Below are 12655 nucleotides of genomic sequence, written 5' to 3'. Positions count from 1 at the left end.
GAGATCGCCTCGCTTCGGTCCGACCTCGATTACGGGGACTGAAGCTGGCCCTCGCGATCGCTATCGTCCTCAATCAAGGTAGCCAGCGCTGCCGATGAGTCGCGCGGTACCACCGGGCGGCCATCCGCCGATGCCGACATATCGACAACACACATTGCGCCATAGGTCGCATGTGGGCCGCAGGCGACCCCGGCAAAGCGGTATAGGCCTGAAAACACCAGCAACCGGTGGCCACGCCGGGCGACGCCATCATCGACGATCAGCTGCCTCACCACGCTGCGCGGATCGGGCGGGCCATAGGTGATGACTTCGGCGACATAGGCACCGCCGCCGTGACGCGTCATTCGCGCGCTGGGGTTGAGCCCGTCTGAACTGATATGCCCCACCCGCCCGCTTTCGCCTTGATCGGCGACGAGATCGCCCGCCCCCTTGCTGAGCAGCCCGGTTTCACCGAGCGGCGGCAGCGGCGATTGGCGATCGAGAAAGGCAATCGCCTCCTCTACCGCTGCTGCGCCCTCTTTGGTCATGATGCCGTCGGGGGTTTCGCGTGAATAGGCGACTAGCCCGTCAAAGCCATTGCGATATTCGCGCAGATCATCAGCATAACCCTGCGGATCGGCGCGCGCGCGGTTGAGTTCGGCGAGCACATCGGCCTCCAGCCGGGGATCGATGTAAAAGTCGGCGGGCGCCAAGGCGAGCATCGCGAACGCCATCCAGCCGATCACCATCGCCATCCCCCTACGCCAACGTACCCGAACCGAAAGCCTGGCCCCGATCCGTCAATAATCTCCTAACGCCGCGCCCCATTCAACCCGCTGGCGATTGTCAGGCGGGTGGCAGGCCGTATATCGGCAACGGCTTGACGCCGGGCGTTCTCCCCCGCCACCCTCGCGCGTACACGTAAGGAAGCCCGAACCCCCATGCAGCTTGTGATCGTCGAATCGCCCGCCAAGGCGAAAACCATCGAGAAATATCTGGGCTCGGATTACCGCGTGCTCGCCAGCTATGGCCATGTCCGCGATTTGCCGGCGAAGGACGGATCGGTGGATCCCGACCATGATTTCGCGATGGAATGGGAAAACTACGCCGACAAGGCCAAGCAGCTCAAGGCGATCACCGATCTGGCGAAGACCGCCGACCGGCTGATCCTGGCGACCGACCCTGATCGCGAGGGCGAGGCGATCAGCTGGCATGTCCAGGAAGTGCTGCGCGCGAAAAAGGCGCTGCCCAAGGACGTCCAGCGCGTCACCTTCAACGCCATCACCAAGGCGACGGTGACCGAGGCGATGCAGCACCCGCGCGAGCTCGATACCGATCTGATCGACGCGTACCGGGCGCGGCGCGCGCTCGATTATCTGGTGGGCTTTACGCTCTCCCCCGTGCTGTGGCGCAAGCTGCCTGGCGCGAAATCGGCCGGGCGGGTACAATCAGTCGCGCTGCGGCTGATCGTCGAGCGCGAGCGCGAAATCGACGTGTTCGTGCCCCAGGAATATTGGTCGGTCACCGCTGAGATGGAGCATGACGGCACGCCCTTCACCACGCGGCTGACCAAGTGGCGCGGCGACAAGATCGACCGGTTGACGATCGGCAAGGAAGGCGATGCGATGGCCGCCAAGGCCGATGTCGAGGCCGGGCGATTCTCGGTCGCCTCGGTCGAGACCAAGCCCGCCACGCGTAACCCGCCGCCGCCCTTCACTACTTCGACGCTCCAACAGGAAGCGGCACGCAAGCTCGGCTTCTCGGCGGATCACACGATGCGGATCGCACAGAATCTCTACGAGGACGGCGCGATCACCTATATGCGCACCGATGGGGTGCAGATGGACGGCAGCGCGATTTCGGCCGCGCGGGCAGCGGTCGCTAACCGCTATGACGCGAGTTATGTGCCCGACAAGCCACGCCAATATCAGTCAAAAGCCAAGAACGCGCAGGAAGCGCATGAAGCGATCCGCCCCACCGATTTCAGCAAGGACCGCGCCGGATCGGGCGACCATAGCCGCCTTTACGAGCTGATTTGGAAGCGCGCGCTCGCCAGCCAGATGGCCTCCGCCCGGATGGAACGCACCACGATCGAGCTGGTTGATGGCAGCGGCCAGCATGGGCTGCGCGCAACGGGGCAGGTTGTGCTCTTCCCCGGTTACTTGGCGCTCTACGAAGAAGGCAGCGATGATACCGCCGACGAGGAAGCCCGCCGCCTGCCAAGGCTGCGTGAGGGCGATGCGCCGGCCAAGAAAGCGGTCAACGCGGAACAGCATTTCACCCAGCCGCCGCCGCGCTTTTCCGAAGCGTCGCTGGTCAAGCGGCTCGAGGAGCTCGGCATCGGCCGGCCTTCCACCTATGCGTCGATCATCAAGACGCTGAAGGACCGCGCTTATGTCCGCGTTGAGAAGAACCGATTCTTTGCCGAGGAGAGCGGGCGGCTGGTGACGGCGTTTCTGGAGCGGTTTTTCCAGAAATATGTCGGCTATGACTTTACGGCGGGGCTTGAGGACGAGCTCGATGAGGTCTCAGGCGGCCGCGCACAGTGGCAGGCGGTGCTCGAGGCGTTCTGGAAAGATTTCAAGCCGCGCACCACCGAAGTGATGGACTTCAAGCCTTCGGAAGTAACAGCCGAGCTCGATACCTTCCTCGAGCCCTATCTGTTTCCGGTGAAGGAAGACGGCAGCGACCCGCGGCTGTGCCCCAATTGCCAGGTCGGGCGACTCGCGCTGCGCGGCGGCAAGTTCGGGGCGTTCGTGGCCTGCTCCAACTATCCCGAATGCAAATATACCCGCCGTTTCGCGCAACCCGGCGGCGGGGAGGGTGACGATACCGGGCCCGAAGTGCTCGGCACCGATCCCGAGACCGGGCTTGAGGTATCGCGGCGATCGGGCCGGTTCGGGCCCTATGTGCAGCTCGGCGATGGCAAGGAAGCGAAGCGGGGGTCGATCCCCAAAGATCTCCCGGGCGAACTCGATCTCGAATGGGCGCTGAAACTGCTCAGCCTGCCGCGCACCATCGGTCTCCATCCCGAAACCGGCGAGCCGATCACTGCGTCAATCGGGCGCTACGGCCCCTATCTGGCGCATAACGGTAAATATGGCCGGCTGTCGTCGACCGCCGAGGTGTTCGAAACCGGCATGAACGCCGCCGTGGTAAAACTTGCCGAGGCGGCAGCGGGCGGCGGACGGCCGCAGCGCGGCGCCCAGGCACCGCTGAAGGTACTCGGGCTGCATCCGCGTACGGAACTGGAAATCAAGCTGATGGAGGGGCGCTACGGCCCTTACGTGACTGACGGCACCACCAACGCGACGATCCCCAAGACGATCGAGAAAGACGCGCTGACGCTGGAGGAGGCCGCGCAATTGATCGATGCGCGGGCGGCCGCGGCCCCGGTGAAGAAGGGCAAGAAGCCCGTGAAGAAAGCGGCGGCGAAGAAGGCGCCGGCGAAGGCCTGAAGCGATCGGTGGAGCATAATCTCCACCGCATGCTTCCAACCGTCACCCCCGCGAAGGCGGGGGTCCAGCTTTTTTGCAACGGTCGAGAAGAAGCTGGATTCCCGCCTTCGCGGGAATGACGGCGGTGGCGTGTACGTGCCTGTCGCTACTGGCCTAAAAACGGCCCCAGCACGGTCCAGATCAGCCACCCGGCAAGCCCGAGCAGGATCAGCAAAGTACCGACGATACCGATCGATCGCGCCGGCCCCGGTGGTCCAGGCGGATTGAACAGGCCGATCGCGTTGAGCACGCGACACAGCACAAAGCCTCCCGCCAGCCCGGCAAGGATCGTGAAATCCACTCCACTCGCTTCGAGCAGGCCAATGAGGGTGATGCCGATCGGCATATATTCGGAAAGATTGCCGTGCGCGCGGATCGAGGACACCAGGTCCTGATGCCCGCCATCGCCGAAGGCGGCGCTATATTTCATGCGCAGGCGGATCGTGTTGAGCGCGAGCAGGACGAGCAGGATCGCAAGCGATGCCGCCGTCAGCGCGGTAATGATCAGATGCATGGCCCCACCCCCGATAATGTCGGGAGGAGCCTATGCGCTATTCACCGCCGGGTAAATCAGGCCCGGTCGGCGGGGAAACTCAGGCGGCGCGGCGGATCGTCTGCTGGAGAAACGCGCGAGCGGCGCGCTGTGCTTCGGCAATTTCCCGCGCGGTCATGTCTTCGGCGATGTCGGCGCGGCATTGCTGTGCTGCTTCGCTACCGGCAACCGCCGCGAGATTGAACCATTTATGCGCTTCGACCAGATCGATGCCGACCCCCGCGGCCCCGGTCGAATAAACAATCCCCAGATCATAGCAGCCACTATAATCACCGCGCGCTGCATCGGCGATCCGGCTTTCAATCAGGAACGTTGCACTCTTCAAGCTGTTGGCCATCATTGCCACCCCTTGTCATGCCCCATTTGGCATCTCGGGTTGTGGCGGAAACACGGTCAATAAATGGTTAACGCAGCAAAATCGTCCGCATTAAGCCTGAAACACTTCCGTTCAGCCTGAGCGAAGTCGAAGGCCAAGCGTATCGCCCGGTGCTTCGACTTCGCTCAGCACGAACGGCACAGGTTGATGATTGAACACTTTATTCGCGCCGTTCGACTTACCACTCAGGTGGTCGCGATGGGCTCCACCGCGATGTTGTCGATAAGGCGCGTGCCGGCAATCCGAGCTGCGGCGAGCAGGCGGCGGGGGCGGGCCGGATCGGGCATCGGCGCGAGCGTTTCGGCATCGACTAGCTCGACATAGTCGACCGTATCGAACCCACCTGACAGCAAAGCCTCGCGCGCGGTGGCGAGCGCCTGCACGGCATCGCCGCCCTGGCCGATGACCCGTGCGGCGACGCCCAGCGCACGCGGCAGGGCAACCGCGCGCGCGCGATCTTCGGGCGCGAGGTAGATATTGCGGGAGGACAGCGCGAGCCCGTCATCATCGCGCTGGGTGAGCACGCTGATAATCTCAATCGGCAGGTTCAGATCGGCAACCATCCGCCGGATGACGGCAAGCTGCTGAAAATCCTTTTCCCCGAACAGTGCGACATCAGCGCCGACCTGGTTGAACAGCTTTGCCACCACCGTCGCCACGCCATCGAAATGGCCGGGCCGGGCGGCGCCATCGAGCCCCTCGCTTACCCCGCTGACGGTGATGCTGGTGGCGAATCCATCCGGATACATTTCCTCAACGCCGGGTAGCCACAGGACCGCGCACCCGGCATCGGCGAGCATCCGTGCATCCGCCTGCTCGCGCCGGGGATAGCGGGCCAGATCTTCACCGGGCGCAAATTGCTTGGGGTTGACGAAGATCGACGCGACCACCTTGTCTGCCACCAGCTTGGCAGCCTCGATCAGCGCGATATGCCCGGCATGGAGCGCGCCCATCGTCGGCACCAGCGCGATCCGTGCCCCTTCACCGCGCAGCGTTGCAATCGTCTCACGCAGGGAAACTAGCTGACGGATGGTTTGCACGTAGGGGTGGCCTTCGATATGGACGGGGCGGGCCTTCTATGGGGGCCGGTGCGAACGATCAACACATCAAATGCTTTAACAAAGGATGCAGTCGGGTTGTCTAGCAGGGGGTCGTCTGGCGAACCGGGCAAAGCGCATGTTATCGTGTTCGCCAACGAAAAGGGCGGGACCGGCAAGTCGACGACCGCGGTGCATGTCGCGATTGCTTTGGCCGCGCGGGGCGCACGCGTAGCCGCCTATGATCTCGATCATCGTCAACGCACGATGGGCCGCTATTTCGATAATCGCGCCGATACCATCAAGCGCATCGGCCGAGATCTGCCGATGCCGCGCCATCTGACGCATGACGGCGAAAGCCTGCCACGCTTTACCGAACAGCTTGATGGACTGACCGCCGATGTCGATTTTCTGGTGATCGACACACCCGGCCGCGACGATCGCTTTGCGCGCATGGCCGCCCAGCGCGCCGACACCCTTGTCACGCCGATGAACGACAGTTTCGTCGATTTCGATCTGATCGGCCAGGTCGATCCGATCACCTACAAGGTTACCCGCCCCAGCTTTTACGCCGAGCTGATCTGGGACGCCCGCAAGGCTCGCGCCAAGGCCGACGGATCGACGATCGACTGGGTCGTGCTGCGCAACCGGCTCCAGCATATCGAGGCGCGCAACATGCGTCGCGTATCCGATGCGCTCGATCAGCTCGCAAAGCGTGTGGGTTTCCGCATTATCCCCGGGCTTGGCGAGCGCGTGATTTACCGCGAGCTGTTCCCCAAGGGCCTGACGATGATCGATTCGCGCGATTTCGGCGAAATGGGGCTGGCGCATGTCGCTGCGCGGCAGGAGCTGCGCGAGATGATGTCAGCACTGGCTCTGCCCGAGCCTGTCTTGCCCCTGTTCGCCTAATGGCATTCGCCTGATGATCAAACTACTTCTGATCGCCGCGCTCGCGGTCGGTATCGTCTTGTGGTTGCGCCGCTTGATGACACCTCGACCGACCCTCGACGAGGCCGAGGCGCGCGCGATTCTGGGCATCGGCGCGGGCGCAGGCCCTGACGAAATCCGCAACGCCCACCGCAAGCTCGTCAGCGCGGTTCATCCCGATCGCGGCGGATCGGCGGAACTCGCCCGACGGATCAATATGGCGCGCGATGTGTTGCTGAAACGCACCGCTGAATAAAAACCAATTGCTTTTCCTATCCCCAAAGGACCTCTGGCATGACCCATCAGTTCGATCGCACCTCGCTGCGTGAGTATGACATTCGCGGCATCGTCGGCAAAACACTCGGCGAGGCCGATGCCCGCGCCATTGGGCACGGCTTTGCGACTCGGGTGCGCCGGGTGGGCGGCACGCGCGTGGCGGTGGGCTATGACGGGCGGCACAGCTCGCCCGCGCTCGAAGCCGCGCTGATCGAGGGGCTGACGGCATCGGGGGTCGATGTGGTGCGTGTTGGCATGGGGCCAACGCCGATGCTCTATTACGCCGAAGCGACGCTGGAAGTGGATGGCGGCATNNATCCAAATCACCGGCAGCCATAATCCGGCCGAGTATAATGGCTTCAAGATGGTGCTGCAGCATTTGCCCTTTTTCGGGGCGGACATTCAAGATCTGGCTCGGCTCGCGGCCGCGGGCGATTGGGAGACGGGCCAGGGCACCGTTACCCAGGTCGATATCGTCGACGATTATGTCGGGCGGCTGATGGCGGGCTATGCCGGTGGCGCTTACCGGATCGGCTGGGATGCGGGCAATGGCGCCTCGGGTCCGGTCATCGAGAAACTCACCAAGCTGCTCCCGGGTGAGCATCACCTGCTGTTCACCGATGTCGATGGCGATTTTCCCAACCATCATCCCGATCCTACCGATGAGAAGAATCTGGCCGATCTCAAGCGGCTCGTCGCGGAGAAGAAGCTCGATTTCGGCCTGGCTTTCGACGGTGACGGTGACCGGATCGGCGCGATCGACGGCGAGGGCCGGGTGATCTGGGGCGATCAAATCCTCTCCATTCTTGCCGTCCCGGTGCTGAAGGAACTACCCGGCGCGACGATCATCGCCGATGTGAAGGCGAGCCAGATGCTGTTCGATCGGGTGCGCGAACTGGGCGGCGAGCCGCTAATGTGGAAAACGGGGCACAGCCTGATCAAGACCAAGATGAAGGAAACCCACGCCCCGCTGGCAGGCGAGATGAGCGGGCACATCTTTTTCGCACATGAGTTTTACGGGTTCGACGACGCACAATATGCCGCCGTTCGGCTGATCCGTGCGGTGCACATGATCGGCAAGACGATGACCGAGATCAGGGGCGCGATGCCAGCCTTCGTCAACACCCCCGAAATGCGATTCCAAGTTGATGAGAGCCGCAAATTCGCCGTGGTCGACGAAGTGCTCGACCGGCTGGAGGCCGAGGGTGCGGACGTAAACCGCACCGACGGCGCGCGCGTGAGCACGCCCGATGGCTGGTGGCTTCTGCGCGCGTCCAACACGCAGGACGTGCTTGTGGCGCGTGCCGAGGCGAAGGACCAGGCGGGGCTCGACCGGCTGATGGCGATGATCGACGCGCAGCTTGCGGCTAGCGGCCTGGTTCGGGGACCGCAGGCGGCGCATTGAGAAGCGGGTTCGCGCGAACCCGCTTTCTCTTCGCCCGCAAAGCCACTCGCAATTTGGCGCCAGAACCGCCAATCAATGCAAATGGCTTCCCACAGCATCATTCGCGTCATCGATCTTGAAACCACCGGTCAGGCACCGCCGCTGCACGGGGTTTGCGAGATTGGCTGGCAGGATGTTGCGCAAGGGCCCGATGGGCGGTGGGAGATTTCGGGCGAGGGCGGCAGCATGTTGGTGCATCCGGGCCGCGCGATCCCCCCGGTGACGCAGGCGATCCACCATATCCTCGACGAGGAGGTGGCCGATGCGCCGCGCTGGAATGATTGCGCGCGCCCTATTCTCGACCCCTATCCGCGCCGACTGGCGCTAGCCGCGCACCGCGCCGACTTCGAGATGAAATTCTGCTCGCCCGCGATGACGCGCAGTGCCGACTGGATTTGCACCTGGAAATGCGCGCTGCGGATTTGGCCCGAAAGCCCGAGCTTTTCCAACCAGGTGCTGCGCTATTGGCGGCGGCCTGAGGGGATCGATCATCAACGCGGCCTGCCCGCCCACCGCGCCTTTCCCGATGCCTATGTGACCGCGTTTCATCTGCGCGATATGCTCAACATGACGAGTGTGGCGCAACTGATCGAATGGTCGAACCTGCCCGGTCTGTTACCGCGCGTGCGCAACGGCCCTGATCGCGGCAAAGACTGGCGCGAACTTGAGGAGGATGTGCTGGCCACCTTCGCCGCCGATCGCGACCCGGACGTGCGCTATACTGCCGAACAGGAGCAGGCCCGCCGAAAGGGCGGTGGCGAGATCGGGCGGCAGAGTTTGCAGGGCGCGCTGCTTTAGGGGTTCCGCAGCTCTTGCGAAAGCATCCTTACCCTCCGTTCGCCCTGAGCGAAGTCGAAGGGCACGCACAGCGCTTGGGCTTCGACTTCGCTCAGCCCGAACGGATGGGGGCGATTAGACTTACCCTTTTCTCAGACGTCGAGGTTGGCCACCGACAGCGCATTTTCCTGAATGAACTCGCGGCGCGGTTCGACCACATCGCCCATCAGCCGGGTGAAGATCTCATCCGCGACATCGGCCTGTTCAACCTCAACGCGCAGCATCGAACGGTTTTGCGGATCAAGCGTCGTTTCCCACAACTGATCGGCGTTCATCTCGCCAAGGCCCTTGTAGCGCTGGATCGAGAGGCCCTTGCGACCTGCCGCCAGGATTGCGTCGAGAAGCTGGCTGGGGCGTGCGACCATCGTTTCACCCTTGCCGAGGGTTACCGGCGCGTCGTCATCCTCATCGACCGCGTCGGCCTCTGCCTGCGCAGCGGCAGCGGCCTTGGTCGACACGAGCTTGGCGGTTTGCGCGAAGGCATCGCCCTGTTCCTCAGCCAGCGCGTGGAGTTTACGCGCCTCCGCTGAGCCGATGAACGCTGCCTCGATGATGTGGTGATCGGTCACACCGCGCCAGACGCGCTTGAAGTGGATGCTGCCTTCCTCGGTCAGCGTTGCCGACCAGCGCGCATCGGCATCGGCGGCGTCGAGTCCGGTCACGGCGGTTGCCAGCAGCGCGGCCCGCGCGCTTGCGTCAAGCGCCGGATTGAGCACACCACCCATCGCCAGCGCTTCGACCAGCATCGGATCATAGCGACGCGGCACATAGCGCATCAGCGTGCGCATCCGCCGGGCGTGATCGACCAGGCTGCGCAGATCGGACCCGGTCCGCGCCCCGCCAGCGCCCTCAAGCACGGACAGCGCCACGCCATTCTCGACCAGATATTCGTCAAGCGCGCTATCGTCCTTCAAATAGACTTCGCTGCGCCCGCGCGTTGCCTTGTACAGCGGCGGCTGGGCGATGAAGAGGTGCCCGTTGGTGATGATCTCGGGCATTTGCCGGTAGAAGAACGTCAGCAGCAGGGTCCGGATATGCGCGCCGTCGACGTCAGCGTCGGTCATGATCACGATTTTGTGGTAGCGCAGCTTTTCAACGTTGAAGTCATCGCGACCGATGCCGGTGCCCATCGCTTGGATGAGCGTGCCGATCTCCTTCGATGACAGCATCCGGTCAAACCGCGCGCGTTCGACGTTCAGGATCTTGCCGCGCAGCGGCAGGATCGCCTGAAAATGCCGGTCGCGACCTTGCTTTGCCGATCCGCCTGCCGAGTCACCCTCGACCAGGAATAGTTCGGACTTGGCGGGATCACGCTCCTGACAGTCGGCAAGCTTGCCGGGCAGCGAAGCGATGTCCATCACGCCCTTGCGCCGGGTCAGTTCGCGGGCCTTTTTCGCGGCTTCGCGCGCGGCGGCGGCATCGATGATCTTGCCGACAATCGCGCGGCCATGCGCCGGATTTTCCTCGAGCCACTCGGCCAGCTTGTCGGCCATCAGGCTTTCGAGCGGCTGGCGGACTTCGGAACTGACCAGCTTGTCCTTGGTCTGCGAACTGAACTTCGGATCGGGCAGTTTCACCGAGACGATCGCGGTCAGCCCCTCACGCATGTCGTCACCGGTCAGCGTCACCTTCTCCTTTTTCAGGAGCCCCGATTTCTCGGCGTAATTGTTGAGCGTGCGCGTCATCGCCGCGCGGAACGCGGCCAGATGCGTGCCACCATCGCGCTGCGGGATGTTGTTGGTGAAGCACAGGACGTTTTCGTAATAGCTGTCATTCCACTCGAGCGCGACGTCGATCGTCACGTCGTCGCGGGTGCCATTGATCGCCACCGGCTCGGGCATCAGCGGGATTTTGTTGCGATCGAGATATTTCACGAACGCGGCGATCCCGCCCTCGTAATAAAGCTCGACGGTCTTCACGTCCTCATGGCGCGCATCGCTCAGGAACAGGCGGACGCCCGAATTAAGAAAGGCGAGCTCGCGGTAGCGGTGCTCGAGCTTGTCGAAATCGAATTCAGTGATTTTGAAAGTGGCGGGCGACGGGAAGAACGTCACCTTGGTACCCTTGCGGCCCGGCGCAGGGCCGACGACCTTCAAGGGCGCCACCGCATCACCGAAGGCGAAGCGCATATAATGCTCGGTCTCGTCGCGCCAGATCGTAAGATCGAGCCATTCGCTGAGCGCATTGACCACCGACACGCCAACGCCGTGGAGACCGCCCGACACCTTGTATGCGTTGTCGTCCGAGGTGTTTTCGAATTTCCCGCCCGCGTGAAGCTGGGTCATGATCACTTCAGCGGCGGAAACGCCTTCCTCGGTGTGGATGCCGGTCGGGATGCCGCGGCCATTATCCTGCACGGATACCGAACCGTCAGGGTTCAGCGTGATGTCAATCCGGTCGCAATGTCCGGCCAGCGCCTCGTCGATGGCGTTGTCGGATACCTCGAACACCATGTGGTGCAGGCCCGAGCCGTCATCTGTATCGCCGATATACATACCGGGTCGCTTGCGGACCGCATCGAGCCCTTTGAGCACCTTGATCGAATCGGCGCCGTAATCATTTGCGTTGGGGACGTTGGGGGGGGTATCTGGGTCTGTTGCCATAGCGAGCATATAGGGATTCAGGTCCCCATAGGGAAGCAAAATGGCGCGGACGACGCTCAGCGCTCGCTTGCCTGCGGTACCCGCCAGGATCGCGCTCCCCATATGTTGGAGCATGCGCTACAATTCGTGGTGCCGGCGTAGCGATTGCCCCAACAACGAGTGGTACTATTACCAAAACGCCCTTGGCACCTCATCGAGAGTGACGGCCATCCTGGTAGTCGGAAGAGCGCTGGTCTGAGTAAATGGCCTTTTGATTAAACCATAGTCATTATAGAGAAATCTCTGATATCGCTTTACGTACCGCAATATCGGTTGTGCCGTCTATTACGTCTTATCGGCAGGTGCGACAGCTTTCGCTGTCGCACCCCAATCCTTATGGCGCGATCTAAGACTTGTAGTATTGGAATTGACATGATTGGAAGTTCGTATAAGTTTTCACTTGCAATTTGAAATCAAAAGGAATCGCCCTGATGGCCGATTTTGAAATCGTACCTAGTCTTCGCTTCGTAGCGCGCAAGGCATGGGGTGCTGACAGTGGATTGCCGCGTCTGGGTACTGTTGTCTCACGCGCTAACCGGACCCATGTATTTGCGCACCATACGGTCATGGTCGATAACGATAGTACACCGAATTTGTGGGAGGGCGACGCCGAGATATTTGCGATGATGCGGCGATTGCAAACGGTACGGCCCGATCTCGGACTTGATGTCCCATATAATTTTATCGCTTTTCTCACCGCAGGGAACGGTGGCGTGACGATCTGCGAGGGTCGCGGCGAGGACCGGTCGGGTGCGCACACTGTGGGGCACAATACCAAAGCGATCGCGGTCTCTTTCGCTGGCGATTTTCAAAACCGGATCATCGATCCGACCGAAATTTCATCGCGGATGCCGCTCATCTCAAAATTTCTTGGCTGGCTGAAGTTCAGCGCCAGCCATCCACAATATGGCATGTTCGAGCCATTATCGAAGCTGGGAACGATGCGTCCGGCAGGACGTCAGATCTTTTTTCACCGAGACGTTAAGAATACCGACTGCCCAGGATCAAAACTCGAGCAGCATTTGAAAACGGTAACGTTCGAGCGCCCGACCGCTCCATAAGAGTGTCAGAACATTTTACTGACGCC

General features: G+C 62.3%; 10 protein-coding genes and 1 pseudogene. 6 read left to right on the top strand and 5 right to left on the bottom strand.

The window, feature by feature from the left end:
* Window positions 1–29: 29 nt before the first annotated feature.
* Complete coding sequence (locus B7Y49_RS10745) at window positions 30–734, bottom strand: CAP domain-containing protein (protein WP_374127585.1); 705 nt, start codon at window positions 732–734, stop codon at window positions 30–32.
* Window positions 735–920: 186 nt separating this feature from the next.
* Between B7Y49_RS10745 and topA the strand changes: the two genes are divergently transcribed.
* Window positions 921–3437 carry a type I DNA topoisomerase gene (gene topA, locus B7Y49_RS10740; RefSeq protein ID WP_374127584.1) on the top strand — a complete coding sequence of 839 codons (2517 nt, stop codon included), beginning with the start codon at window positions 921–923 and terminating at the stop codon, window positions 3435–3437.
* 145 nt (window positions 3438–3582) lie between these two features.
* Here topA and B7Y49_RS10735 read toward each other — a convergent pair whose 3' ends face one another.
* The 3 genes from B7Y49_RS10735 to panC form a co-directional block, all read right to left on the bottom strand.
* Complete coding sequence (locus B7Y49_RS10735; protein WP_374127583.1) at window positions 3583–3990, bottom strand: MAPEG family protein; 408 nt, start codon at window positions 3988–3990, stop codon at window positions 3583–3585.
* 79 nt (window positions 3991–4069) lie between these two features.
* A complete protein-coding gene (locus B7Y49_RS10730; RefSeq protein WP_374127582.1) occupies window positions 4070–4366 on the bottom strand; it encodes a hypothetical protein in 297 nt (98 codons plus the stop codon).
* A 224-nt stretch (window positions 4367–4590) separates the two neighbouring features.
* Window positions 4591–5445: a pantoate--beta-alanine ligase gene (gene panC / locus B7Y49_RS10725; RefSeq protein ID WP_374127581.1), complete on the bottom strand. Its 855-nt coding sequence runs from the start codon at window positions 5443–5445 to the stop codon at window positions 4591–4593.
* Between the two features lie 144 nt (window positions 5446–5589).
* Here panC and B7Y49_RS10720 point away from each other — a divergent pair, with 144 nt between their 5' ends.
* The 4 genes and pseudogenes from B7Y49_RS10720 (at window position 5590) to B7Y49_RS10705 (ending at window position 8887) form a co-directional block, all read left to right on the top strand.
* Window positions 5590–6351: a division plane positioning ATPase MipZ gene (locus B7Y49_RS10720; RefSeq protein WP_374127580.1), complete on the top strand. Its 762-nt coding sequence runs from the start codon at window positions 5590–5592 to the stop codon at window positions 6349–6351.
* A 13-nt stretch (window positions 6352–6364) separates the two neighbouring features.
* On the top strand, window positions 6365–6625 hold the full coding sequence (locus B7Y49_RS10715) for a J domain-containing protein (RefSeq protein WP_374127579.1): 261 nt from the start codon (window positions 6365–6367) through the stop codon (window positions 6623–6625).
* Window positions 6626–6663: 38 nt separating this feature from the next.
* Window positions 6664–8050 (top strand): annotated as a pseudogene (gene pgmG / locus B7Y49_RS10710) (phosphoglucomutase/phosphomannomutase PgmG).
* An 81-nt stretch (window positions 8051–8131) separates the two neighbouring features.
* Window positions 8132–8887, top strand: a complete 756-nt coding sequence (locus B7Y49_RS10705; protein ID WP_374127578.1) for an exonuclease domain-containing protein — start codon at window positions 8132–8134, stop codon at window positions 8885–8887.
* A 131-nt stretch (window positions 8888–9018) separates the two neighbouring features.
* Here B7Y49_RS10705 and gyrB read toward each other — a convergent pair whose 3' ends face one another.
* Window positions 9019–11529, bottom strand: coding sequence for a DNA gyrase subunit B (gene gyrB, locus B7Y49_RS10700; protein WP_374127577.1), 2511 nt, complete (start codon window positions 11527–11529; stop codon window positions 9019–9021).
* A 470-nt stretch (window positions 11530–11999) separates the two neighbouring features.
* On the opposite strand from gyrB, the gene B7Y49_RS10695 reads away from it, so the two are divergent.
* Window positions 12000–12629 (top strand): hypothetical protein, encoded by a 630-nt coding sequence (locus B7Y49_RS10695; RefSeq protein ID WP_374127576.1) that lies wholly within the window; start codon window positions 12000–12002, stop codon window positions 12627–12629.
* Window positions 12630–12655 lie beyond the last annotated feature (26 nt).

The organism is Sphingomonas sp. 28-62-11, assembly GCF_002278865.1.
Classification (GTDB): Bacteria; Pseudomonadota; Alphaproteobacteria; order Sphingomonadales; family Sphingomonadaceae; genus Sphingomonas.
This window is presented reverse-complemented; position numbering and strand designations above follow the sequence as displayed.

What these genes read in the sequence shown, in the direction of transcription:
- B7Y49_RS10695 (WP_374127576.1), top strand. Translation starts at nt 12,000, where the DNA reads ATGGCCGATTTTGAAATCGTACCTAGTCTTCGCTTCGTAGCGCGCAAG.
- B7Y49_RS10745 (WP_374127585.1), bottom strand. Translation starts at nt 734, where the DNA reads ATGGCGATGGTGATCGGCTGGATGGCGTTCGCGATGCTCGCCTTGGCG.
- topA (WP_374127584.1), top strand. Translation starts at nt 921, where the DNA reads ATGCAGCTTGTGATCGTCGAATCGCCCGCCAAGGCGAAAACCATCGAG.
- B7Y49_RS10730 (WP_374127582.1), bottom strand. Translation starts at nt 4,366, where the DNA reads ATGGCCAACAGCTTGAAGAGTGCAACGTTCCTGATTGAAAGCCGGATC.
- gyrB (WP_374127577.1), bottom strand. Translation starts at nt 11,529, where the DNA reads ATGGCAACAGACCCAGATACCCCCCCCAACGTCCCCAACGCAAATGAT.
- B7Y49_RS10705 (WP_374127578.1), top strand. Translation starts at nt 8,132, where the DNA reads ATGGCTTCCCACAGCATCATTCGCGTCATCGATCTTGAAACCACCGGT.
- B7Y49_RS10735 (WP_374127583.1), bottom strand. Translation starts at nt 3,990, where the DNA reads ATGCATCTGATCATTACCGCGCTGACGGCGGCATCGCTTGCGATCCTG.
- B7Y49_RS10715 (WP_374127579.1), top strand. Translation starts at nt 6,365, where the DNA reads ATGATCAAACTACTTCTGATCGCCGCGCTCGCGGTCGGTATCGTCTTG.